This window comes from Ruminococcus sp. 5_1_39BFAA (assembly GCF_964240875.1).
Classification (GTDB): Bacteria; Bacillota; Clostridia; order Lachnospirales; family Lachnospiraceae; genus Blautia_A.
In genome coordinates, this window is record NZ_CAXSVO010000002.1 from 328,626 (window position 1) to 353,928 (window position 25,303).

Annotated in this window: 22 protein-coding genes; 20 read left to right on the forward strand and 2 right to left on the reverse strand. The window is 43.9% G+C overall.

Annotation, left to right across the window (positions count from 1 at the left end; all coding sequences use genetic code 11):
• From ACESZH_RS04215 to ACESZH_RS04270, 12 genes are all read left to right on the forward strand, one after another.
• Positions 1 to 735: a glycosyltransferase family 2 protein gene (locus ACESZH_RS04215; protein WP_373212121.1), complete on the forward strand. Its 735-nt coding sequence runs from the start codon at positions 1 to 3 to the stop codon at positions 733 to 735.
• Complete coding sequence (locus tag ACESZH_RS04220; protein ID WP_373212119.1) at positions 732 to 1,106, forward strand: DUF2304 domain-containing protein; 375 nt, start codon at positions 732 to 734, stop codon at positions 1,104 to 1,106. The genes ACESZH_RS04215 and ACESZH_RS04220 overlap by 4 nt, the downstream gene beginning before the upstream one ends.
• Positions 1,103 to 2,245, forward strand: coding sequence for a glycosyltransferase family 4 protein (locus ACESZH_RS04225; RefSeq protein WP_373212116.1), 1,143 nt, complete (start codon positions 1,103 to 1,105; stop codon positions 2,243 to 2,245). The genes ACESZH_RS04220 and ACESZH_RS04225 overlap by 4 nt, the downstream gene beginning before the upstream one ends.
• A 47-nt stretch (positions 2,246 to 2,292) precedes the next feature.
• Positions 2,293 to 3,255 carry a DUF6020 family protein gene (locus tag ACESZH_RS04230; RefSeq protein WP_373212114.1) on the forward strand — a complete coding sequence of 321 codons (963 nt, stop codon included), beginning with the start codon at positions 2,293 to 2,295 and terminating at the stop codon, positions 3,253 to 3,255.
• 5 nt (positions 3,256 to 3,260) lie between these two features.
• Positions 3,261 to 4,070 (forward strand): DUF6020 family protein, encoded by an 810-nt coding sequence (locus ACESZH_RS04235; RefSeq protein ID WP_373212111.1) that lies wholly within the window; start codon positions 3,261 to 3,263, stop codon positions 4,068 to 4,070.
• Complete coding sequence (locus ACESZH_RS04240) at positions 4,063 to 5,013, forward strand: glycosyltransferase family 2 protein (RefSeq protein WP_373212801.1); 951 nt, start codon at positions 4,063 to 4,065, stop codon at positions 5,011 to 5,013. The genes ACESZH_RS04235 and ACESZH_RS04240 overlap by 8 nt, the downstream gene beginning before the upstream one ends.
• A gap of 3 nt (positions 5,014 to 5,016) precedes the next feature.
• Positions 5,017 to 5,400 (forward strand): GtrA family protein, encoded by a 384-nt coding sequence (locus tag ACESZH_RS04245; RefSeq protein ID WP_373212109.1) that lies wholly within the window; start codon positions 5,017 to 5,019, stop codon positions 5,398 to 5,400.
• A gap of 8 nt (positions 5,401 to 5,408) precedes the next feature.
• On the forward strand, positions 5,409 to 7,940 hold the full coding sequence (locus ACESZH_RS04250; protein WP_373212105.1) for an LTA synthase family protein: 2,532 nt from the start codon (positions 5,409 to 5,411) through the stop codon (positions 7,938 to 7,940).
• A gap of 340 nt (positions 7,941 to 8,280) precedes the next feature.
• Positions 8,281 to 9,249: a hypothetical protein gene (locus ACESZH_RS04255; RefSeq protein ID WP_373212104.1), complete on the forward strand. Its 969-nt coding sequence runs from the start codon at positions 8,281 to 8,283 to the stop codon at positions 9,247 to 9,249.
• A gap of 393 nt (positions 9,250 to 9,642) precedes the next feature.
• Positions 9,643 to 11,289, forward strand: a complete 1,647-nt coding sequence (locus ACESZH_RS04260) for an AAA family ATPase (protein ID WP_373212102.1) — start codon at positions 9,643 to 9,645, stop codon at positions 11,287 to 11,289.
• Positions 11,290 to 11,599: 310 nt separating this feature from the next.
• On the forward strand, positions 11,600 to 12,319 hold the full coding sequence (locus tag ACESZH_RS04265) for a glycosyltransferase family 2 protein (protein ID WP_373212099.1): 720 nt from the start codon (positions 11,600 to 11,602) through the stop codon (positions 12,317 to 12,319).
• A gap of 72 nt (positions 12,320 to 12,391) precedes the next feature.
• Positions 12,392 to 14,728 carry an Ig-like domain-containing protein gene (locus ACESZH_RS04270; protein WP_373212097.1) on the forward strand — a complete coding sequence of 779 codons (2,337 nt, stop codon included), beginning with the start codon at positions 12,392 to 12,394 and terminating at the stop codon, positions 14,726 to 14,728.
• Between the two features lie 90 nt (positions 14,729 to 14,818).
• Here the strand turns inward: ACESZH_RS04270 and mgtE are convergent, their stop codons facing one another.
• Positions 14,819 to 16,156, reverse strand: coding sequence for a magnesium transporter (gene mgtE / locus ACESZH_RS04275; RefSeq protein ID WP_373212096.1), 1,338 nt, complete (start codon positions 16,154 to 16,156; stop codon positions 14,819 to 14,821).
• Positions 16,157 to 16,482: 326 nt separating this feature from the next.
• On the opposite strand from mgtE, the gene ACESZH_RS04280 reads away from it, so the two are divergent.
• Complete coding sequence (locus tag ACESZH_RS04280) at positions 16,483 to 17,649, forward strand: PLP-dependent aspartate aminotransferase family protein (RefSeq protein WP_373212094.1); 1,167 nt, start codon at positions 16,483 to 16,485, stop codon at positions 17,647 to 17,649.
• An 11-nt stretch (positions 17,650 to 17,660) separates the two neighbouring features.
• Entirely contained in the window at positions 17,661 to 19,133 is a 1,473-nt protein-coding gene (gene nhaC / locus ACESZH_RS04285; RefSeq protein WP_373212091.1) for a Na+/H+ antiporter NhaC, read from the forward strand.
• 42 nt (positions 19,134 to 19,175) lie between these two features.
• Here nhaC and ACESZH_RS04290 read toward each other — a convergent pair whose 3' ends face one another.
• Positions 19,176 to 19,886: a FadR/GntR family transcriptional regulator gene (locus ACESZH_RS04290; RefSeq protein ID WP_373212088.1), complete on the reverse strand. Its 711-nt coding sequence runs from the start codon at positions 19,884 to 19,886 to the stop codon at positions 19,176 to 19,178.
• Positions 19,887 to 20,129: 243 nt separating this feature from the next.
• Here ACESZH_RS04290 and ACESZH_RS04295 point away from each other — a divergent pair, with 243 nt between their 5' ends.
• The 6 genes from ACESZH_RS04295 to fabF all read left to right on the forward strand — a co-directional run bounded on the left by ACESZH_RS04295 (position 20,130) and on the right by fabF (position 25,302).
• Positions 20,130 to 21,095 carry a beta-ketoacyl-ACP synthase III gene (locus tag ACESZH_RS04295; RefSeq protein WP_373212085.1) on the forward strand — a complete coding sequence of 322 codons (966 nt, stop codon included), beginning with the start codon at positions 20,130 to 20,132 and terminating at the stop codon, positions 21,093 to 21,095.
• A gap of 96 nt (positions 21,096 to 21,191) precedes the next feature.
• Positions 21,192 to 21,416 carry an acyl carrier protein gene (gene acpP, locus ACESZH_RS04300; RefSeq protein WP_373212083.1) on the forward strand — a complete coding sequence of 75 codons (225 nt, stop codon included), beginning with the start codon at positions 21,192 to 21,194 and terminating at the stop codon, positions 21,414 to 21,416.
• A gap of 27 nt (positions 21,417 to 21,443) precedes the next feature.
• The gene (fabK, locus tag ACESZH_RS04305; protein ID WP_373212081.1) at positions 21,444 to 22,382 is read left to right on the forward strand and encodes an enoyl-[acyl-carrier-protein] reductase FabK; all 939 of its coding nucleotides are present in this window, start codon (positions 21,444 to 21,446) and stop codon (positions 22,380 to 22,382) included.
• On the forward strand, positions 22,375 to 23,304 hold the full coding sequence (fabD, locus tag ACESZH_RS04310; RefSeq protein ID WP_373212078.1) for an ACP S-malonyltransferase: 930 nt from the start codon (positions 22,375 to 22,377) through the stop codon (positions 23,302 to 23,304). The genes fabK and fabD overlap by 8 nt, the downstream gene beginning before the upstream one ends.
• A complete protein-coding gene (fabG, locus tag ACESZH_RS04315) occupies positions 23,301 to 24,041 on the forward strand; it encodes a 3-oxoacyl-[acyl-carrier-protein] reductase (RefSeq protein ID WP_373212077.1) in 741 nt (246 codons plus the stop codon). The genes fabD and fabG overlap by 4 nt, the downstream gene beginning before the upstream one ends.
• A gap of 25 nt (positions 24,042 to 24,066) precedes the next feature.
• A complete protein-coding gene (gene fabF, locus ACESZH_RS04320; protein ID WP_373212075.1) occupies positions 24,067 to 25,302 on the forward strand; it encodes a beta-ketoacyl-ACP synthase II in 1,236 nt (411 codons plus the stop codon).
• The last annotated feature ends 1 nt before the right edge of the window (position 25,303 follow it).

Genomic DNA, 25,303 nt, shown 5'->3' on the forward strand with positions numbered 1-25,303 from the left:
ATGAAAATGCTGATTATTATTCCTGCTTATAATGAGGAAAATTGTATTATTGATGTAATTGAAAATTTGGTTAAAAATTATCCTCAATATGATTATGTGGTAATTAATGATGGATCAAGCGATCATACCTCTCAGATTTGTCATCAAAGAGGGTATGAGATTATTGACCTTCCCATTAATCTGGGGTTGGCAGGGGCTTTCCAGACAGGGCTAAAATATGCGTATCTTAAGAAATATGATTATGCAATGCAAATGGATGCAGATGGACAGCATTTGCCGAAGTATATAGAAGCTCTTAGAACTAAAATCAATGAGGGATATGATATCGTAATAGGCTCCAGATTTGTAACGGAAAAGAAGCCCAAATCTATGCGGATGCTGGGGAGTAATCTGATTTCAGGTGCAATTTATATGACCACTGGAGTGCGTATTATGGATCCTACTTCAGGTATGCGTATTTTTAATAAAAGCATGATTAGGGAATTTGCAAACAATATTAATTACGGACCGGAGCCGGATACCGTTTCTTTCCTGCTTAAGCAGGGTGCAAAAGTAGGGGAGGTACAGGTGAAGATGGCAGAAAGAATGGCTGGAGAGAGCTACCTCAATTTTACGAAATCCATTTTATATATGACCAAAATGTTAATTTCAATCCTTGTATTACAAAATTTCCGGAAACGAAAATCTAATCAGGATTTTGAGGAAAGCATAGAAAATAAGGAGGCAAAGAAATGATTTCATTAGTATTTAGAATTGCATTGATCGTATGTTCTCTGTTGACATCTATCTTTATGATCAAAAAAATTCGTAATTCTAAGCTGCAGATAGAACATGCTATTTTCTGGTTATTGTTTGCCTTTTTACTGATTATTATCAGCATTTTTCCGCAACTGACAATCTGGGGCGCGAAATTGCTGGGAATATACTCTTCTACAAACTTTATTTTCCTTGTTATTTTATTTATTGTAATTTTAAAATTGTTTTCTGCAACTATTGAGATTTCAAATCTGGAATATCGTATTAAGGAATTGTCTCAGAAAATGGCGATTGAGGAAAAAGTGGAAAGTGATAAAAGGCGTGAGAATAAAAAGGAAGACAGAGAATGAAACGAGTATGTATTTTTTCAGCACAGTATTTGCCTACGGTAGGAGGCGTTGAACGGTATACTTATAACATCGCGAAACAGCTTCAGAAGGATGGCATTGATGTAACAATCGTTACTTCAAGGATTCAGAACTTACCGGAAACAGAAAATACAGATGGAATCAAACTTTACCGATTACCGTGCTTCAATCTAATGAATGGAAGGTTTCCGACTGTGAAATTTAACCGGCGATATTGGAAGGTGATGAAACAGCTAAAAAAGGAAAAGTATGATTTGGTGATCACTAATACCAGGTTTTATGTTCATTCTCTTGTTGGAGTAACCTTTGGAAAGAAATATGGCAGGAGAAGTATTGTCATCGAACATGGTACATCTCACATGTCTGTTCATAATGCAGTATTGGATAAAATGGAGCAGGTTTTTGAGCATGGAATTACGTATTTGGTAAAGAGAAAATGCAAAGAGTTTTATGGCGTTTCAAACGCCTGTCTGGACTGGTTGAAACATTTTCATATTCAAGGAATTTCTACACTATACAATGCTGTAGATATTAAAGAAATAGAGCGGCTGATGGGGCTGACAACGAGCGGTATCCGCTCCAGATACAACATCTCAGATGGAGCTGTTGTAATAGCTTTTACAGGACGTTTGATTGAGGAGAAAGGTGTTTTGCAGTTACAGGCGGCATTTGAAGCTGCCCAAAAACGTTTTCCGGAAACGTATCTTATTCTGGCAGGAGATGGGATTTTGTATGAGAAATTACAGAATAAACATACAGAAAATATGATTCTTATGGGACAGATTTCTTTTGAAGAGGTGATTGGCCTTCTGAAAGAATCTGATATTTTTTGTCTGCCGTCTGTATCAGAAGGAATGCCTACTTCTGTATTGGAGGCCATTGCTTGCCGAAATTTTGTCATTACTACTGAACGGGGTGGCGCAAAGGAAATTTTGTTAGATGAGTCCTATGGTCTTGTATTGTCGCAAAATAATACGGAATTAGTAGAGCAGGCATTAATACGTGCAATTGAAAACAAGGAATATCGTATAGCGGCGGTAGAAAAGAGTTATGAGCGCTTATGCTCAAGCTTCACGTGGGAAAAAGTTGCCGCTAAAATCGAAAGCAAATTTTTACGGTAGTATCGCTCATGTAATAAGAACAATATTAATAAAAATAGGAAAAGTGTATGGATAGAAAAATAAAGGCAGTTATTTCTGCGATGGGAATTACATATCTGATAAAGATTCCAATTGTAAGTATATGGCCAGCTTGTTTGGCTTTAGTGTTCTATTATTTGTATGGAAGTGAGGAGAATATTGAAAAGAGATTAAGAATTTGTGCTGGGGTGTGTGCTGCATTCTTTGCTCTTTGCGGTTGTCTATTCAAATATGAAAGCTATAATGTGGGCTGGATTGGTGTCTGGAAATTAGCAGTGTTATTCTTTGGATCATTTCTGAGTTTCCGCTGGGGGCTTATTAAGCTTTATGAATATATGGATGCTAGACAGCCCAAAGAAGTAGTAAAGCCAAAGACAGGTAAAAAATTCTTTTTTGGGATAAGCATTTCTATAATAATTTGTTGGTTGCCATATTATTTAAAATATTATCCTGCAGTAATGACATCAGATGCGATTTCACAGGCAAATCAGGCATTGGGGCTGGAACCGTATAAGGATCACCATCCTATTGCTCATACATTTGTAATGAAGTTTATACATCATTTCGCGAGAATATTTACGAAAACGGAAACAGCAGCCTATGGAATCGTATGCGCTATACAAATGATATTGCTGGCGATTACTTTCGCAGCCGTGATTTGCTATTTGTATAAATCTTTTAAAGGAAGAAAAGCCTGGTTGCTTGCATGGATATTCTATGCAATTATACCTTATAATGGGATATACAGTGTGACGTTATGGAAAGATGTGTGGTTTGGTGGAATCGTGGTATCGTTGCTGCTGTTTGTATGGATTTATTTTACGGAAGCGTTGCAGACACATCAAAGAATTGGACTAATGTTTTTAATCTGTGTAATGGGAATAGGAGTTTGCTTGTTCAGAAGTAATGGGTATTACGCTTTTGCAGGATTCGTAGTTGTTTTGCTGGTGTTTAGCTGGAAGAGAAATAAAAAGCTGATTCTGATATTTTAGTAGCATTGGCTGCAGCTACTATTATAAAAGGTCCCGTTTATAAGAAGTTGGGGATTGAGTCGGCAGATAATATTGAGAGTCTATCTATACCGGCGCAGAATGTTGCCATGGTAATAGCAAGTGGAAAAGAACTGGAGACGGAAGAGTATAAGCTTTTAAGTAAGATTGTCGATGTTGATAAAATAGCTCAGAATTATAATCCTATTATTTCCGATCCCATAAAGAATCTGGTGCGAGAACATAAAAATCTTGATTATTTGGGGAAAAATAAAGGGAAATACCTTAAACTATGGATTGATTTAGGGATGCGATATCCCAAAGAATATTTGATTTCCTGGGTGAATCAGACGAAAGGGTATTGGTATCCCGATGTAGAATATTGGATTTATGCGGAAGGACTATATGAAAATCAAATAGGCATAGAGAGATCTTCTGTATTGTCTGAAGAATTGCAGACGAAACTGGGCTTTTGGAGTGAACTATACAAAGATATTCCTATATATGGAACCGTTTGGTGCGTCGGAGCATTTACATGGGTATTAATTGCAATGAGCGGCTATGCGATATACAGAAAAAAATGGAATGTACTCTTTTTGTACATTTTTTTGCTTGGTGTATGGGGAACACTTCTCATTGCAACACCAGTTTATGCTGAGTTTCGGTATTACTATTCAGTAGTAGCCGCATTGCCATTAGTATTGGCGCTTTCTATAATAAACTCTGAGGAAAAAGGCAGTCAGAGTCAGTATAGAAGAACCATTCTGGAGGAAAAGAAGTACGAAAAAGAGAGAAAGCAGTGTGAGAAAGATGGATAAAATTGCTGTATTGATACCTTGCTATAACGAGAGCAAAACGATTGGAAAAGTAGTAGATGATTTTCGAAAGGCATTACCAGAAGCTGTGATTTATGTTTATGATAACAATTCGACAGATCACACGGATGAAATTGCACGTAGAGCGGGAGCAGTTGTGCGGTATGAATATCAACAGGGAAAAGGAAATGTGATCCGTCGTATGTTCCGTGAAGTTGACGCGGAATGTTATGTCATGACGGATGGAGACGATACCTATCCTGCGGAAGTTGCTACGGAAATGGTAAAAAAGGTTCTTGAAAAAAAGGCTGATATGGTAATAGGAGATCGCTTATCCTCTACATATTTTGCTGAAAATAAGAGATTATTTCATAATTTCGGTAATAGCTTGGTTCGTAGTGCGATTAATCTTATGTTTAAGACGAAAATCAATGATATTATGACGGGCTATCGGGCATTTAGTTATCAATTCGTAAAATCATTTCCTGTGTTGTCAAAAGGCTTTGAAATTGAAACGGAAATGACCATCCATGCAATAGACAAAAATATGTACATAGAAAATGTAATTATTGAATACAGGGATAGACCGTACGGAAGTGAGTCTAAATTAAACACATATTCGGATGGATTTAAGGTTTTGAATACTATTGGCAGATTATATCGGAATTATAAGCCGTTTGCCTTTTTTGGTATATTGGCATTAATATTAACTTTATTGGCACTGGGATTTTTTGTTCCGGTCTTTACTGCCTTTCTTGAAACAGGCAAAGTGATGAAGCTGCCGACTTTGATTGTGTGTGGACTGGTGGAATTAGCAGCAATACAGTCATTTTTCTCCGGATTGATCCTTCAGACAATGGTTCAGAAAAACCGTCAGGATTTTGAGATGGATTTGCAGCATATTCAGGAGCGCTATAATGAATTCTTACTCAAGGAGAGGAGATAGATTATGAAAACGTTAATGGCGCAGATATTACGTTTCGGCATTGTGGGGGGAACAGCGTTTGTTATTGATTATGGAGTAATGGTTGCTCTGACGGAGATTTTTGGGATTAATTATCTTGTTTCCAGCGGAATATCTTTTTGTGTATCAGTGATTTATAATTATGTTCTGAGCACCCACTGGGTATTTGATGTTGCAAAAAAGCGGAAAAAGAGCGAGGAATTTGTGGTATTTTTGGTTCTGAGCATAATCGGGCTTGGGATTAATGAACTGTTGATGTGGTTGTTGGTAGATAAAGCAAAAATTATATATCTTTTGTCAAAAATTTTCGCCACAGCTATTGTTATGGTATATAATTTTATTACCAGAAAAGTTTTTTTGGAAAATTAAAGATTTATTTGACGACTACAATTACAAAACTATATATTTTACAAATGATTGTAGAGGTTAAAATGTTGCTGAGCAAAAGAATAAATATAAGACACGAAGTATGTTTTTGGGGAGTTATAGCACTTTTTCTACTGGTTGTGAATTTCTGGAGTTATCGAACTCAAGTAAACTGCCCAGTTTATGAGGAATCTGGAGTAGAGTACGATGAGAACGCGGAGTTTGACTTTACGTTGCCCTTTTTAAGCCGTTCAGATGAATTTGTGCAGAAGTTTGTCCCGGTACGTCCTTACTTAGAGACAATAAAATTACGATTTGCCTTATCGACAGAAGAAGAGTTCCACGATTCAAGTATTACGTTTTTTATAGGCATTTATGACAGTGAGAATGTGTTGATCTGGGATTCCAAAATTGTTCCGGTAGAAGTTGAAGATTTGCAGTATGGTGTATACGAAGTTGACAGGAATGTGAATGCAGGAGAGCCATACCAGTTAAAAATACATCCTGAATTTGATGTTGAAATGAAAAATGACAGACCGATTTCGATACACTGTTTTCTTAGCACAGCGAATCTTAAAGAAAACCAAGGGTGCAGTTGGAATGGGGAAACACTGAGTGGAAATGTGGACATTGTCTATCAGTACAAATACTATGATATTCAGGCATTTTATAAAATTATATTTGTCGATTTTCTACTGTTTGTGTGCATATTTGTGTTAAAACTTTTGGAAAGAAAGCTGCAAACCGCCAAAAGACAAAAAGCTGTTGGCTGGATAATGTGGGGAATAACTCCGCTTACAATGTATTGCATCTTTGAGTCGATTATAGGAAATTTTTCTACAATTCAGAACAAATATGTTGCAATTAATATCCTATTGTTTTATATTCTGTATCTGGTTTTCAGCTTGGGTTGGAAAAGGCTGCGGATATCGGCGGACGTTTTTGCAGTCGTACTTCTGATAGTGGCATTGGCTCAATATTATGTAATGCTCTTTAGAGGAAGACCATTTATGCTGTTTGATGTTATAAATATAAAAACAGCATTTACAGTTTCTGATTCCTATGTGTTCGAAATGCCTGTACGATTAGCAGTGTGCTTACAGGCGTTTCTTGGATTGGTTGCTGCACAGCATATTTTACAAAAGATGTCTTTTCCTGAAAACAGGGTGGTCATAGCAGTAAGAGTTCTGGGCATAGGTATTTTTGTGAGTATTATAGCTGCTTTTTTGAATACTGGAGTAATGGGCCGATTAGGATTTGAGGGAGTGGATTTTTGGAACCTTAATGGTAACTATGAGGAAAAGGGAACTTTGTATACATTACTTTTGGAATGTGCGTATAATAATGTGGAAAAGCCAAAGGGATATTCGCCTGAACGTGCGGAAGTAATTGCTGTAAGCAGTGAGACAGAGGATAAGTCAGTGGTACAACCGGAAAACTTAATTGTTATTATGAACGAAAGTCTGGCTGATTTTGAGAGCATCCAGGATTTGGCAACGGATGAAGAGATACTTCCTTACCTACATAGTATGAAAGACAATACAATTAAGGGATGGTTGCAGATGCCGGTCTTTGGGGCCGGAACAGCAGAGTCCGAATACGAGTTTTTGACGGGGAATTCGAAACAGTTTCTGGCGAGCGGAAGTACAGCTTATGAGATTTATTGCCAAAACCCAGAGTATGGAATGGCGTGGTCGATGAAACAGCAGGGATACCGTACTATTGCGCTACATCCGTATTGGTCTACGAATTGGAATCGTTCATCGGTTTACCCTGAGATGGGATTTGATGAGTTTTACGGAATTGAAAACTGGGGAGAGGACATTGAAAATATCCGATGGTGTGCAAGCGATAAATCTGCTTACGAAAAAATAAAACATCTTATTGAAGAGAAAGATCAAGGGGAGAAGATGTTTACTTTTCTTGTGACAATGCAGAATCATGGCGGATATGGCGAGGATACTTTTAATGAATTTATCCCTTCAGTTTCGTTAAATTATGAGACGGTTTATCCGTTTACGGAAGCCTATTTATCACTTATAAAGGAATCTGATTCGGCATTCCATGAGTTGGTCAGCTATTTTGAAAAGGTAGATGAGCCGACAATGATTGTTATGTTTGGTGACCATTTACCGGCCGTAGAGGAGGAATTTTATAGTGAGCTTTTCGGTGAGGACATGAACAATTTAGATATGGAACAGTCGCAGGTGCTGTATCAGACTCCTTATGTAATCTGGACTAATTATGAGCACGAATCTAAAAAGGATGAAAATATGAGTGCTAACTATTTATCGAGTTATGTTCTGCAGCAGGCAGGTTTAGAACTGACACCGTATAATAAATTTTTACTAAATTTAAAAGACACGCTGCCGGTTATTGGAATGGGAGCCGTTTGCAATCATAGTGGAAAGTGGTATGCAATGGATGAACTCACAAAGGAATACGAGGCGCTCATCACCCAATATAAAACCATTCAATACAATAATGTTATTGACAGACGGCACATACAAAGCAATATTTTTACTCTTTCGGATGAAGAATAAGGCAAAATTCGTATAGTATAGGCAGAGGGTATGATGGGATTCAGAATAGAATCAGCAAGGGGACTGCCGTCCAATCTTTCAAATCAGTCTTCCGCCCGTTTTTATTGAGTGCTTACAAATGCAAGGCTTAAAATTTTCGGATGACAAAAAGTACAAATCGTGCTATGATATTCGCATAAGAAGCAAATCAATGTTTAATTTATTCAGAACATGAACAGCCGAAAGGCAATCTTCCGTTATCACGGAATCAAAGGCAAACGACAGAACTAATCGCTAATAGCAGAATAATCTGTTAAAACATGACTACTTAGATGCTTTTGATCACGAAAGGAAGATGCAGATGAAAAATGAAATCGCAAAGGCGCTGTCCCTGGCGGAGAGCAAGGAACAGTACGATGCCCAGTGCAAAAGGGTTCTTGGAAACAAAGTAATCCTGGCGTGGATCCTGAAAAGGGTGGCGAAAGAGTTCTCCGATATGAAGATCGGGGAGATCATGGATTGTATTGAAGGGGAGCCGGAGATCTCGACGGTGCCTGTAGACCCCGGAAAAACGAACCGGGAGCGGGTCAGCGGCATGTCCAACGAGGATACTGTGCCGGACGAGGGGACAGTCACCTTCGATATCCACTTTTATGCGTATGTGCCCCACGAAAAAATAAAGATCAAGCTGATCCTCAATGTGGAGGCGCAAAAGGATTTTTACCCGGGGTATCCGATCGTAAGCCGTGGTATTCTGTATGTGGCGCGGATGATCTCCGCGCAGCTTGGCCGCGAGATCGTCCATTCGGAGTACGGAAATCTGAAGAAGGTGTACTCGATCTGGATCTGCATGAACGCGCCGAAGTACATCGGGAACGCCATCGCACTGTACGAATTTCAGAAGGAAGATCTATTGCCGGGAGTGCCGGACAACAAGGATACATATGATAAAATGAGCGTGGTGGTGATCACGCTGAATGAGGATGTGGAATCGGAAGACGAGTTTATCAATATGATAAATACCACCCTGTCCAGCCATATGAGTTATAAGGAAAAGAAGAAGCGGCTGGAGGAGGAATACCATATAGAGATGAGCAGGAAGCTGGGAAAGGAGATGAACCTGATGTGCAATCTTTCGGATTTAGTGGAGGCGAGAGGAATTGAGCAAGGAATCGAACGAGGGATCGAGCAAGGCAGCAGAAACTTGTTAAAGGTTCAGATCAAGAAAAAAATTGCAAAGGGTAAGCCCGTTGAAACCATAGCGGACGAGCTTGAAGAGAGCGTGGAGAAAATAGAAGAGCTTCTGAAGGAAATAGAAGCAGAAGAATAAGGAAAGGGTGAGGCAGTTGTTCGACGAGGGGTGACCACGGCGGATTGGCTGCCTCTCTCTATTAGCGATTAGTGCGTTTCGATGGTAACGTAACATTTATTCCACATTGTCATCAGAAAAAGAGAATGTTATACTATTAATAGGTAGTTGCGAAACAAGTCAAATTTATTTTGGCAATCGGTAAAAATTTCTGCCAAAGAGAGCAGCTTATGTGGTAGCATATAGGTACATCTCCTTATTGATGGATTGGTTGATAGTTTTTGGCGACTCTATTTTACCATAAACCAATGAGGAGATGTTTTATTTTGTAACAAAAAGAAGGCCGTATTTATTGGGCTTCCGGCGTTTCAAAAACGCCTAAACACTATTAAAAATGAAAGGAGCGTTTGTCATATGGGAATGTATCTGAACAGTATGGCGGCATATGATGCTTACAAGGAGATTTGCGACAGCTTGTATTTTGTGGATAAATCTTCCATGTTAGCGCAAATCATTCCTAGAATCGGAACGCCTGGAAAGAATATATGTATTACAAGGCCACGTCGCTTTGGCAAGTCGGTAATGGCAAATATGATTGCCGCTTTTTTCACAAGAGGATGTGAAGCAAAAGAGCTATTCAATGAACTGGATATTGTAAAGGTACTGACCGGGGATTCTGTTCGGAAGAATCTGAACCAGCATAATGTGATTCATATATCATTTAATGAAATACCCAGAAGATGCAGGACTTATGAACAGTATATCAGCCGTATCGAAAACAGTCTGCTTGACGATTTAAAGACAGCTTATCCTGACGTGTGCATTAATGCAAATGATGCGGTGTGGGATGTTTTAAAAAAAATATATACAATGGATAATACTGCACGTTTCATATTTGTGTTGGACGAATGGGATTTTATCTTTCACAGAGATTTTGTAACGGAGAGCGACAAAGCGGATTACATTGATTTTCTAAGTAATTTGCTGAAAGACAAGCCCTATGTGTCACTGGCGTATATGACAGGGATTCTGCCGATTGCGAAATATTCCAGCGGTTCTGAACTGAACATGTTTTTGGAGTATACGATGGCTTCTGAAGAGATGTATGGTGATTGTTTTGGATTTACAGAATCGGAAGTAGATGAACTGTTTGATCGTTTTTTAATGAATCAGTCGAATCCACTGGTTACCCGTGAGGGATTGCGAACATGGTATGATGGTTATCATACAAAATCCGGAGAGCGAGTGTATAATCCGCGTTCGGTGGTAGTGTCTCTGACAAACAACAACCTTGGAAATTATTGGACGAGTTCGGGGCCATACGATGAAATTTTTTATTATATTGAGCAAAATACGGCAGCAGTTCGGGAAGATCTGGCACGAATGGTTTCGGGTATTTCCGTTCCGGCGAAGATCAAAGAGTACGCCGCGACATCAATGAATCTTACAACCAAGGATGAGATTTTTTCTGCCATGGTGGTTTATGGATTTTTGAGCTATGAAAATGGCTGTGTCGCTATTCCGAATAGGGAATTGATGGATAAGTTCAGTGATATGCTGATGAAAGAGCCGTCTTTGGGATATATGTATCGGTTGGCAAATACGTCATCTGAAATGTTGAAGGCAACCCTTGAAGGAGACGCTGAAAAAGTTGCTGAGATCATGGCTTTTGCACATAATACAGAATCACCGTTGCTGAGCTATAGTACAGAAAGCGAGCTAACCGTTCTTGTAACGCTTGTCTATTTATCAGCAAGAGACTTTTACAGGATTGAGCGTGAAGATAAAGCTGGTGTGGGGTATGTTGATTTTATTTTTTATCCGGAGGTGGATCACAGTGCAGACGGAATTATCCTGGAATTGAAGGTTGACCATACGGCAGAAGATGCTCTTCAGCAGATAAAAGACAGACAGTATGCTTTGCAGTTTGAAGGAAAAATGGGAGAAAAGCCAAAGTATACAGGTCGTATTCTGGGAGTAGGAATTGCTTATGACAGAGCGGCGAAAAGGCATGAATGTAAGATTGAAGTGCTTCGGAAACGGCTGACCTTGAGTAAATGATTAATTTGTAAGAAAGAACAAGGACGCCTGGTCGCTAATTTTGTTGCCGCTCCTTGCGCTTCTGTTCTTGGTGGAACCGCAGGGCGAGACCTGTTTAACGGGAGATATCAGGAAAGTCAGAATATGGAATGGTATGTTTTTCATATCGGCGGTATTACTTATATGGTCGGGCAATGCATGTACCAGTGTCTGATAGGAGCAAGACTTGTCTAGTACCGTAAGGAAAGAAAAAGTGCCTCTTCTTCATTGCCATCAAGAAAAGAGAATGTTATACTGTTACACATGTAGAACAAACTTTTGAGGACAAAATATGGACAAATTATTTATCATAATCCCCGCATACAATGAGGAAGAAAACATCCGTCAGGTGATCGACGAATGGTATGCGGTGGTAGAAAAGCATAACGGCGGAGGGGAATCGAGGCTTGTGATCATTGATGACGGGAGCAAGGATTCCACCTATTCGATCATGAAAGAATATACAAAGGACAGGCCGCTGTTTCAGCCGATCACCAAGCCAAATGGAGGTCATGGTGCGACGGTACTGTATGGTTATCATTATGCTTTGGAGCATGGGGCAGATTATGTTTTTCAGACAGACTCTGACGGGCAGACGCTGCCGTCAGAATTTGGGCCATTCTGGAAGCAGAGGCAGCAGTATGATATGTTGATCGGGTGGAGAAAAAGCCGCGAGGACGGCGCGGCAAGGGTGTTTACCACCAAGGTTTTGAAGTTGGTCATCAGACTGTGTTTTGGAGTGAATGTGCGGGACGCCAATACGCCGTATCGTTTGATGAAAGCGGAAACCTTGCGGAAAAATATTAAGTTTGTGCCGAAGAATTTCAATCTTTCTAATGTATTGATCTCCGTTATTTATGCAAAAAAAAGGTTAAAGGTGAAGTATATTCCCATTACATTCCGGCCGCGTCAGGGGGGCGTAAATTCGGTAAATATGAAGAATATTTTCAAGACGGGAAAGCAGGCTCTGAAGGACTTCAGAGAGATAAATAAACAGCTTTCCGGGAAGTAAAAGCAGGATGGAGAGTGGAATCGATCCGCGGTAATGATTCAATGTAGGTTGGACAACAAAGGAGTTGGACATATGAAGAAAAGAAGCAGATTTATTGCGGGGCTTTTAAGCGTGATTCTGGCGGCGCAGCCTGTGGGGATTTATGGACAGGAAGAGCTTACACAACGGGATAACGAGGCTATGTGGCAGCAGGAAGCCGCCGGACAGTTGAAAGAAGATGGTTTTTCTACTGATCCGGAGGCCGGTAATTTCGGCGTTTCAGAGGACATGATCTCAGCGAATGTGAGCGCGGAAAACGAGGGTTCAAAGTATGCAGGCACAGAGTTTGCGTTTTCAGCGGACGAGGATGCAGAGGGAATGATTCCAGAGAACGGGACTTCCGCTCAGGGTTTTACAGACGGAGAAAGCAGCATACCGGGGGAGGAGCCGGAAGAGAATGGTTTCCTGGATGACGTGAATCTGGCAGAAGCACAGGATACTCTGAATGAAGTGCAAAACCCAGAGTCTTACATGACAGATGAGGTTGAAGCGCCCATAAAGGCGGCTGATGAGCTGGCATCAGGCATCAGCTTTTTTTCTATTGGATACTACAACGGGAGCTACGGTGAACAGCTAGGTGATGAATCGGCGAATCTCTATGGAAGGATGGTGGAACGGTATGTGACAAACTACCGGACGGGGCTGGCTGATGCAGATTATGCGGAGCTTGCAGTGAGCCTTCTGGACAGAATTTACTTTGATGCTTCTGTGGGGGATGACGGAAAATTAGTGCAGGACGACAATTTCGCAGCAGCAAGAGCGGAGTTAAAATACATCGTGCAGGCGGCAGTAGACGCATTTTCCTACGACCATCCGGAAGTATTCTGGTTCAGAGGGTGTACTTATACATTTAGCTACGGATATACGAAGAATGCAGACGGAAACTGCCAGGGTTATATCAGCAACAGCGTAAAGCTACAGATGGGAACGAAGGAGATTGAAACGGATGCGCATAAAGATATGGAAGCATTCATGGCATCTGTAGATAACACAGTGAGTATTCTTCAGGGAGAGCTGGGAAATGCCTCAACACCGGAAAAAGTAAAGGGAATCCACGATTACATATGCCGTCTGGCAACCTATAAAGGCGCAGATGCCCCGGGAAATTTGGTGGTACACAGCGCGCGCCCGGCTTTTCTGGGAACGGATCACGGATTCGTCTGTGAGGGCTATGCAAAAACCATGAAGATCCTCTGTGACCGTCTGGGGGTAAACTGCGCATGTGTCAGCGGTCTGGCGAAATCCACAGCTTACGGAACAGTAGGAGCCCATATGTGGAATTATATCCAGATGGCTGACGGAAAATGGTACCTGGTAGATGCAACCTGGGATGACACAAAGGACCCGGAAGTACCGCTTACTACCTACCTTATGGTTGGATGGGATTCGCAGGGCCTGTATATAAAGATCAGCGAGGAACGTACGGAAAACAGAGATTTATCCGCGTCAGGCGGTATGCAGTTTACTTTTCCGCAGCTTGAGAGAGGTATATATCATAGCTGGACATTGAACCAGACGGAAATCGCACCAACATGTACAGAAGCCGGAAGGGGAGCCTACCGCTGCATTCTCTGCGGAGAGACAAAGACAGACGCCATCCCGGCGGCGGGGCATCAATTGACAAAGATTGAAGCAAAAGCATCTACCTGCACGGTGCAGGGAAACGGAGAATACTGGAAGTGCACCCGGTGTGGAAAGCTTTTCAGTGATGCGCAGGGTACGAAAGAGACGACAGAAGCCGCCATGAAGCTGCCCCTTGCCAGCCACAGCTATGGCGAATATAAGACAACAAAGGCTGCTACGGCCTTGGCAGAAGGTGTGAAAACGGCTGTTTGCAGCAACTGTGGGGCTGCGGTTACAGCTCCCATTGCCAGGCTGACGCCTGCTGTCAAGCTGAGTGTTTCGAGTCTGACCCTGAAGGTGCGTCAATCCTTTACCATAAAAGCCTCCGGCCTGGCGTCAGGAGACAAAGTGACAAAGTGGAAATCAAGTAACACGAAAGTTGCTACTGTCAATTCCAAAGGAAAGGTCATCGCCAGGAAAAAAGGAAGTGCGACCATTACCGTAACCCTGGCAAGCGGTCTGAGTAAAAAAATCAAGGTAAAGGTACAGAACGGAACCGTAAAGACTACAAAAATTAAGATAAATACCAGACAGGTAACGCTGGCGAAAAAGGGAAAAACTTATACACTTACAGCTACCGTATCTCCGGTCACCAGCCAGCAGAAGGTGACCTACACAAGCTCGAATCCCAAGGTTGCAACAGTCAATTCCAAGGGAAAGATCACGGCAAAGCGCAAGGGGACGACAGTCATAACCGTCCGTTCCGGCTCTAAGAAAATCACCTGTAAAGTGACCGTGAAAAAGTAAAGGACAAAACGAAAGAACGCTGCAGGAGCAGAATCGAAATGATTTCGGTTAAGCTCTCAACAGCGTTTTTTGTATTATCATATTCAGCTTTCATATTGTCAAATGAAACACCATCGTTGCGATATTAAAATAAATCAAAATGGAACAGGTATCCACAATCGTCGTAATAAGCGGCGCAGCCATAATGGCAGGGTCCAGATGTACCTTTTTTGCCAGAAGCGGCAGGGTGCAGCCGATCATTTTGGAAAGCATGACGGTCACCACCAACGACAGTGCAATGACAAATGCCAGATGAGAATCGCGGTACATGATCAGGATCCGCAGCCCGTTGGCAATGGCGAGAAATGCGCCTACTACCATGGAAATCCGAAATTCCTTAAATACAGCCTTAAAAAGATCCCGGAACTGGATCTCCCCAAGGGCGATTCCGCGGATGATCAGGGTTGAACTCTGGGAGCCGCAGTTTCCGCCTGTGTCCATCAGCATGGGAATGAAGGAAACCAGAAGGGGAATAGCGGCAAAGGCATTTTCATATCTGGTAATGATCGTTCCCGTAATGGCGGCTGTCAACATGAGGATCAAAAGCCAGGGAATCCTGTTTTTTGCATGTTCCCACACAGAGGTTTCAAAATATGTCTTTTCACTTGGATTTATGGCAGCCATAAGGGACATATCCTCAGTGGCTTCATCTACCACAACGTCAATGGCATCGTCAACGGTCACAATGCCCACCATACATTCATCCGCATCCAGTACCGGAAGCGCCAGAAGGTCATATTTTGCAAAAAGTCCTGCAACCTCCTCCTGATCGGCATGAGTTCCGACGGAGATGATCTCTGTTTCCATCAGATCCGCAATCCGCACATCGTCCTCTGCGGTCATCAGGTCTTTGGCAGTGACAATACCGGAAAGCTTGCGGGATTCCAGCACATAGCAGGTATAAATGGTTTCCTTGTGGATGCCCACCTGCTTAATGTGTGCCATGGCTTCCTTTACTGTCATATGCCCCCGCAAATCTACATATTCGGTCGTCATAATAGACCCGGCACTGTCCTCCGGGTAGCGGAGGAGAACATTGATCTGGGCACGTTTCTGCGGCTCAATGGCTTCCAGGATCCTGGTCACCACGTTTGCAGGCAGATCCTCCAGCATATCTACGGTATCATCCATGTACATATCATCCAGGATCTCCTTCAGCTCTTTTTCCGTGAATACATCGATGAGCTGGCTTTGGAGGGAATTTCCCATGTTGGAGAATACCTCTGCGGCTTTGTCCTTGGGAATAAGCCGGAATGCCAGAGCAAGCTCCCTGTCCTCAAGCTGGGAAAGCAGGGAGGCAATGTCTACGGCGTTCATCACATCCAAAATGCTGCGGACAGCCTTGAATTCCCGCCGTGCCAGAAGTTCCATAAAAATATCTCTGTTCATATCTTATGCTCCTTTTCACTATTCGGTTTTCAGTTAAAATGCACGAGTGATAACTACTGACACCAGATTCCATTCACCTCACCTGCCTTTCGTTTTCTGTTTATACCCTCATTGTAACCTTAGAGAAAATACACGTCAACACCTTTTTGATAAGAAAATTGGGAAAATGATATAAAAAGGCAATACCGTTTTTGTTATAATTTGCTGAAAAATAAAAAAGCATTCAATGGATTATTGACAAAATTTTACATGATATTTATAATAAGAGTCACAAATTGGTTCAACCACTGAACCATAGAACCAAAAAGGAGAAGGGGGAATAAATCATGGCAGACAACAAGGATTTATTAGCAATGACACATGTGGGCGAAGACCCATCCAAGTACATGAAGTCCGTAACACCGCCGATTTTTATGAATTCACTTCATGTATTTGACTCCGTAGACGACTATTTTGCCGTAGATATTTTCAAGGATCAGTATTACTACGGCAGAGCATCCAACCCTACGGTGACAATTCTTGAGAAAAAAATGGCAGCACTGGAGCATGGAACGAGAGCAGTGGTATTTTCCGCTGGAATGGCAGCATGTGCAGCCACAATCCTTGCGATTTGTAAAACAGGAAGCCACATTATCTGCATCAAAGAAAGCTATGGACCGGTACAGCATCTTTTAGACGAATTCCTGATTGAAAAGATGAACATCAGCGTTACCTATGTAAAGGGAACAAAGCTGGAGGATTTTGAGGAAGCGATCCGTCCGGAAACAGACCTGATCATTCTGGAGAGCCCCACAACACTGCTGTTTTCCGTAATCGATCTGGAAGGCGTTGCAAAGATCGCAAAGAAACACGGTATCAAAACCTATATTGACAATACCTACTCCACACCTATTTTCCAGAAGCCTTTGGATATGGGAATTGATATCGTTATGCACACCATGACAAAGTATATCGGCGGTCACAGCGATCTCATCGGCGGTGTATTGATCTCCAAGGATGAGGAGTTTATGGAAAAAATCATGGTTCAGAGAGACTGGTTCGGAGGAGTCCTTGGACCGATGGAGGCATGGCTGGCAATCAGAGGTCTCCGTACACTGGATGTGAGAATGCAGAGACATTATGAGACAGCAATGAAGGTTGCGGAATTCCTGGAAAATCATCCGAAGGTAAAGAAGGTATACTTTACCGGTTTGAAATCCCATCCTCAGTATGAGCTTGCGCGCAAGCAGCAGAAGGGCGAGTGCGGCCTGATGAGTATTGAGATCGATGGTGATGAGAAAGCAACAGCCCGTTTTGTAGACAGCCTTAAGATCTTTGAGAGAGGCTGCTCATGGGGCGGTTTTGAGAGTCTTGCCATTGCTTACACCTACAACTGGAACGAAAAACAGCAGGAATTCCTTGGTGTAAACAGAAGCATTGTAAGACTGCATTGTGGTTTGGAAGGCGCGGAAAATCTGATCGAGGATCTGAGACAGGCCCTTGAGAATGTATAATGAGGTGGATTATGGGAACGAAAGAGAAGAAAAAACCCAGTTTGGGATTGGCGATTTTGCCTCTGGTAGTGATGTTTGTTGTTTTATTTACAGGTCTGGTGATCTACAGTATCGATATTAAGATTCTGTTGCTGATTTGTGCGGCATTTACCACGATTCTCTGTATGATTCTGGGATATACGTGGAAAGAGGTTGAAAATGAGATCGTCGAAAAGCTTGCAAAAGCATTTCCGGCTATCATGATTCTGATCACCGTTGGTTTGATGATCGGTGCATGGATTGTAAGCGGCACCATCCCATTCCTGGTAGTGATCGGATTGAAGATCATCAACCCGAAATTTATTATTGTAACTTCCTTCCTGGTAACGGTAATTCTTTCTGTCAGCACAGGTACCTCCTGGGGAGCAGCAGGAACCGTAGGCGCAGCCCTTATGAGTGTTGCAGCCGGTATGGGAGCACCGCTTCCGGCAGTAGCCGGAGCCATCGTAGCCGGAGCATATTTCGGAGATAAAATGTCTCCGCTCTCTGACAGTACAAATATGTCTGCCATTGCATCCGGTACAAACCTTTATAAACACATCGGACATATGTTTTACACTACAGTACCGGGCTTTATCATAAGCTGTATTGTATATGTCATTGCTGGTATATCCTTTGCGAGCAGCGGCGAGATCAGCCAGGTAGATGCGATTATTGAAGCGCTGGAAGCTCTGTTCAATTTGAGCATGCCGGTAGGCTTGCTTCTCCTTGTACCTCCGGTCATTATTGTGGCAGGCTCTCTGATGAAAAAACCAACCATTCCGGTTATGATGATCTCTTCTGCTGTTGCAGTACTCATCGCAATGGCCGTACAGGGATTCTCCTTCTCAACCTGCGCAGCTAGTATGTTAGGCGGATTCAAAATGGAGATGTTTGCAAATCCTGCAATTGATCTGGAAAATGTTGCGAAAGAGGTACCGAATCTTCTGCAGCGAGGCGGTATGTCTTCCATGATGAATACAGCATTAATGGCATTCTGCGGATTTGCGTTTATCGGCGCTCTGACTGTAGCCGGATGCCTGGATGTCATTCTGTCCCGCATCATGAAGCACATCCACAGCACAGGTCAGCTTATTACGATCACAGCAGCACTTGGCGTAATCATCATCACAGTTATTGGTGAAGCATGTGTTACCTTCCTGATGCTGGGCGGACTGTTCAAGGATGAATATATTCGAAGAGGTCTGGAGACAAAGAACCTGTCCCGTACGCTGGAGGACAGTATCACAGTCGTAGAACCACTGGTACCATGGTCCCTGGCAGGTGTGTTTATGACTTCCACCTTAGGCGTTTCCACTGTACAGTATGCTCCGTGGGCATGCCTCTGCTACACAGGTGTAATCTTCGCGATTATCTGGGGCTTCACAGGCTTTGGTATTGCAAAGATTAAAAAAGGTGGAGATAACTACGAGGAATACGTAGAGCTTACAGGAAAAGAACTGTAATTGCAGAAAACAGATAAGTAAATAGAAATAAAGGCTGGTGAATCAAGAGGATTCGCCGGCCTTTTCCAATTTTAAAGAAAAACCGTAGTTATTGATGGTGTCAATGGCATCCAGCGCTGCTGCGGAATTCATAGACTGAATCGCCTTAGCCAGAGTAAGATGATCCGGGACGGTAGTCAGCCAGATGGAGTCGTTTTCGCAGTCAGCATCCGCTCTGCGTACGAAACGGTGATCCCGGATCTTATTGATCAACTGATGGACCGCATTGTTTTGTCCCATTTTATAAAGCTGGCTGTGAAAGCTGTGGTCAAGAGTATGGCTGTAAACATTATCCTGGCAGAGAGCCAGCATCTCCTCCGCAATGGAGACAAGCTTTTCTTTCTGCTCCGGTGTGCCGCGGGTAATGGCATTTAAAACAGCCTGGTGGTCCAGAGCGGACTGCAGTTCCTGCAATTCTTCCAGCGTGCAGTTCCTTAAGCGGATAGAAAGTACATTTTGCTCACCGTAAAGATTGCTGACAAATACGCCGCTTCCGGTTTTGATGTAGATCAGACCGCGGTCTTCCAGAATACGGAGAGCTTCTCTGACAGAATTCCGGCTTGTCTGCAGCATGGACGCCATGGTGCGCTCAGAAGGCAGTTTATCTCCGGGCTGCAGGTCATTTACTTTGATGTAACTGTAAATAGAATCGGAAATTTTAATATATAAAGATTGTTTTTCAACAGGTTTTAGAGCTATAATTTCTTTTTTCATTTTTGCCTCATGATTTCTTAAGATATTATGAATATGGTATTACTTTTGGGACATTCTTGACTCATTATAGACAAACTGTGAAAAAACGTCAAGTCCGGTTCCATATATTCCTATGGGGTTCATATCCGTAAGACTGTACTTTGTACATGAATGAAAAGATTTGGTATTGACAGGTTAAGAAATTGTGATATACTTTGATAATCAAAATATTTTAGAATAAAATAAGATAACAGGAAGATAATTATGGTAGGAAAAATAATCGGAACTGGTTCTTACATACCTGAGCAGGTCTGGGAGAATGAAAAATTGTCCCAGATGGTGGATACCAACGATGAGTGGATCAGGGAACGGACCGGGATTGCGAGAAGACATATTGCAGGGAACAGGGAGCCCACTGTTTATATGGCGGCGGAGGCGGCAAAGGCCGCTTTGGACAATGCGGGAATCCGCGCAGAAGAGGTGGATCTGATCCTGGTGGCAACCATTTCACCAGGCGAGATCATGCCATGTACCGCGTGTGGGGTTCAGGAGCGGATCGGCGCTTCACGGGCCACCTGCTTTGATCTGAGCAGCGCCTGTACCGGATTTTTGTTTGCCTTAAATACTGCCCAGGCATATCTGGGAATGGGAATTTACCGGACTGCTCTTGTGATCGGCGCGGAACGCCTTTCCAATCTTACTAATTGGAAAGACCGCGGTACCTGTATCCTGTTCGGAGACGGCGCAGGAGCGGCAGTGCTGCAGGCATCTCCGGAAGGTTTTTACGTCCAGGTGACACATTCCACAGGAGAAAAGGGCAGCGTGCTCACATGCACCAGCAGGAACCAGGAAAAATACGAGGATATTCCGGCAGCAGCGGAAACCTATATGCAGATGGATGGAAAGGAAGTCTTTAAATTTGCAGTTTCCAGAGAACCGGAGGTAATACGGGAGCTGTTGGAACAGTCAGGTAAAAAGCAGGAGGAGATTCGTTATTACCTTCTTCATCAGGCAAATGAGCGGATCGTAAAGTCCGTTGCCAAACGCCTGGGAGAGAGCATGGAGAAATTTCCTATGAACATTTCGCAATACGGAAACACTTCTTCTGCCAGCATCCCTATATTAATGGACGAACAGAACCGGAAAGGGGCATTTTCATCGGGAGATTTCCTGGTGCTGTCCGGTTTCGGCGGAGGGTTGTCCTACGGGGCAAGCCTGCTTAGATGGTAAAACGAAGAAAGATAAAACCGGAAATACCGCCGGATTCATCGGCGCTAATACAGATAATATAACAATATTAACAAATATGTCTAAGGAGAAAAATTTATGTTAGAAAAAATCATGGAAATCGTAGCAGACTCATTAGGAACAGAGGTTGGAACACTGACAGAGGAGACATCCTTCAAGGAGGATCTGGGTGCAGATTCCCTGGATTTATTTGAAATGGTCATGGCTCTTGAGGAAGAGTTTGATGTAGAAATCCCATCCGAGGATCTGGAAGGTATCAAGACCATCGGTGATGTGGAAGAGTATCTCAAAAAGCTGCAGTAAAACCGGAAAAACAGGAGGCGGATCTTCATGAAAACAGAGCTTACCGAATTACTAGGGATCGAATATCCCATTATCCAGGGAGGAATGGCATGGGTTGCGGAATACCATCTTGCAGCGGCTGTTTCCCAGGCTGGCGGCCTTGGAATCATCGGCGCAGCCAATGCTCCGGCAGAATGGGTGCGGGAGCAGGTGCGTGAGGCGAAAAAGCTGACCCACAAGCCTTTTGGGGTAAACATTATGCTTATGAGCCCCTATGCCGATGAAGTGGCAAAGGTCATTGTAGAGGAAGGGGTGCAGGTGGTTACCACAGGTGCCGGAAACCCTGAAAAATATATGAAAATGTGGAAGGAAGCCGGAGTCAAGATCATTCCGGTCATTGCATCTGTTGCCCATGCAAAGCGTATGGAGCGCTGCGGAGCAGACGCGGTGGTGGCAGAGGGAACCGAGTCAGGCGGACATATCGGTGAGACAACCACACTTGTTCTGGTACCTCAGGTTGCAGACGCAGTGAAGATTCCGGTGATCGCAGCCGGAGGGATCGCAGACGGACGCGGGATCGCTGCAGCGTTTATGCTGGGTGCGAAAGGCGTTCAGATGGGTACGCATTTTGTGACAACAGAAGAATGTCAGGTGCATCAGAATTATAAGGACATGATCCTGAAAGCAAAGGATATTGACACCAGAGTAACAGGCCGATCTACCGGGCATCCGGTTCGGACATTGAGAAACCAGACAACAAGGGAATATCTGAAAAAAGAGGCAGAAGGAGCATCCTTTGAGGAGCTTGAGCAGTTGACAATAGGCGGCTTAAGACGGGCGGTAATTGACGGTGATGTGACCACAGGAAGCGTAATGGCAGGCCAAAGCGCAGGTCTTGTCAAGGAGCAGATGACCTGCCGGGAGCTGATCCAAAAGCTTGTAAAGGAAACCCAGGAGTGTCTGAAAGGAACCGTTTTTTATGAGTAAGATCGCATTTATTTTCCCGGGCCAGGGAGCACAAAAGGCAGGCATGGGAAAGGATTTCTATGATACATATGAAACCTCAAGACAGATCTTTGACCAGGCAAGCCAGTGGCTTTCCCTGGATATGAAGGAACTTTGCTTTGAGGAAAATGACAGGCTGGATCTGACAGAATATACACAGGCTGCGCTGGTGACCACCTGCCTGGCAATAGAGCAGGTAATGGAAGAAAAGGGACTTCACCCGGATGTAACTGCAGGCTTAAGCCTGGGAGAATACTGCGCCATTGCGGCAGCAGGAGGCATGACGGTAAAGGATGCCATCACTACAGTGCGAAAAAGAGGAATCCTGATGGAGCAGGCAGTTCCGGCAGGACAGGGCTCTATGGCAGCCGTTTTAGGTATGGACGGAGCGCAGATCGAGGCGGTGACAGACAGTATAGAAGGAGTTGGGATCGCCAATTACAACTGTCCGGGTCAGATCGTCATTACAGGCAAAAAAGAGGCTGTGGAGGAGGCTTCCCTTAAGCTTAAGGAGGCTGGGGCAAGGAGGATTTTACCATTAAATGTAAGCGGTCCGTTCCATTCGGAAATGCTTACAGAGGCAGGTAAAGAGCTGGGAAGAGTCCTGGAAAAGACAGAGCTTTCCCCGTTGAAAATCCCCTATGTCACAAACGTAACAGCAGAATATATAACGGATATCGGGAAGACAAAGGAGCTTCTGGCAAAGCAGATTTCCTCGTCCGTGCGCTGGCAGCAGAGCGTGGAGAATATGATCGCACAGGGTATTGATACCTTTGTGGAGATCGGTCCTGGGAAAACTCTGGCGGGATTTATAAAGAAAATCAGCCGGGATGTAAGGATTTTTAACGTCCAGACAGTAGAAGATGTTGACAAGGTTTTGGCAGAGATCGGGAGAGAAGCATGACAGAAAAAAAGGTAGCAGTTGTGACAGGCGCATCCCGGGGGATCGGCAGGGCCATTGCGTGTGAGCTGGCATCCCGGGGAATGTTTGTCATCATTAATTATAATGGTTCCAGAGAAAAGGCAGAGGAAGTAAAGGCTGAGATTGAGGCAAAGGGCGGCGAAGGGGAAGCCTGTCAGTGTAACGTGGCGGACTATGAAGCGTGCCGGAGCTTTTTCAAGGAAATTGTACGGAAACACGGACATATAGATGTGCTGGTAAACAATGCCGGGATCACAAAGGACGGACTTCTGATGGCTATGACCGAGGAGGATTTTTCCAGAGTTGTGGACACAAACCTAAAGGGAACCTTCCACTGTATCCGCCATGTTTCCCGCCAGATGCTGAAGCAGAGAAGCGGACGGATCGTGAATCTGGCTTCGGTAGTAGGAATCTGCGGAAATGCGGGACAGGCGAATTACGCTGCATCCAAGGCTGGGGTCATCGGACTGACAAAATCAGCGGCAAAGGAACTGGCATCCCGGGGAATTACCGTAAATGCCATTGCACCGGGATTTATCCGGACGGATATGACCGAGGTACTTTCGGATAAGGTGAAGGAAGAAACCGCGAAAATGATTCCAATGGGAAGCTTTGGCGAGCCGAAGGATGTGGCGAAGGCAGCAGTCTTTCTTGCGTCAGAGGAGGCGCGGTATATCACTGGACAGGTCCTGTGCGTGGACGGCGGCATGGCGATGTAAAACCAGTTAAAATTTGGAGGTTATTATGAAACGAAGAGTGGTGGTAACGGGGCTTGGAGCGGTTACGCCCATAGGAAATGATGTGGAAACCTTCTGGAAAAATGTGAAAGCCGGAACGGTTGGGATCGGAGAGATCACGAGGTTTGATACCTCTGACTATAAGGTAAAGCTGGCTGCTGAGGTAAAGGATTTTTCCGCAAAAGAAAGAATGGATGCAAAAGCGGCGAGGCGTATGGCGCTGTTTTCCCAGTATGCGGTAGCGGCGGCAAAGGAAGCGCTTGCGGATGCGGGGATTGAGATGGAAAAAGAGGACCCGTTCCGGGTTGGCGTGATCGTCGGTTCCGGTATCGGAAGCCTGCAGGCAATGACAGAAGCGCAGCAGAAGCTTATGGAAAAGGGACCGTCCAGAGTGGATGCACTTCTGGTGCCCAAAATGATTTCCAATATGGCGGCAGGAAATATTTCCATTGCGACAGGAGCGCGTGGAAAATGCACCAATGTGGTAACGGCGTGTGCTTCCGGCAGCCATTGTATCGGAGATGCGTTCCGTGCCATCCAGTATGGGGATGCGGAGGTGATGGTCGCAGGCGGCGCGGAAAGCTGCGTATGTCCTGTGGGAATCGCAGGATTTACCAATCTGACGGCATTGAGCACAAGTGCGGATCCCTATCGGGCATCCCTTCCCTTTGACAAAGAGCGGAACGGATTTGTGCTGGGAGAGGGCGCCGGAGTGGTAATTTTGGAGGAACTTGAACATGCCAAAGCCCGCGGAGCCAGGATTCTGGCAGAGGTTGCAGGCTATGGCGCTACGGCGGACGCATATCACATTACCTCCCCTGTGGAGGATGGAAGCGGCGCCGCCAGAGCCATGACCGATGCCATGAAGGAGGCCGGGATCGAGCCGGGAGAGGTGGACTATCTGAATGCCCACGGAACCGGAACTCACCACAATGATTTATTTGAGACAAGGGCCGTCAAAGCAGCCTTTGGAGATGCTGCGAAGAACCTGAAGATCAATTCCACAAAGTCCATGATCGGACATCTTCTGGGAGCAGCAGGCGGCGTGGAATTTATTGTGTGCGTGAAGTCCATTCTGGATGGATTTATCCATCAGACAGTAGGTACAAAGGAGACTGAGGAGGAGCTGGACCTGGATTACTGCATCGGTGCTCCGGTATACCAGGAGGTAAAATACGCCATGAGCAACTCTCTTGGCTTTGGCGGACACAACGCCACATTGCTTGTAAAAAAGTACGAATAAG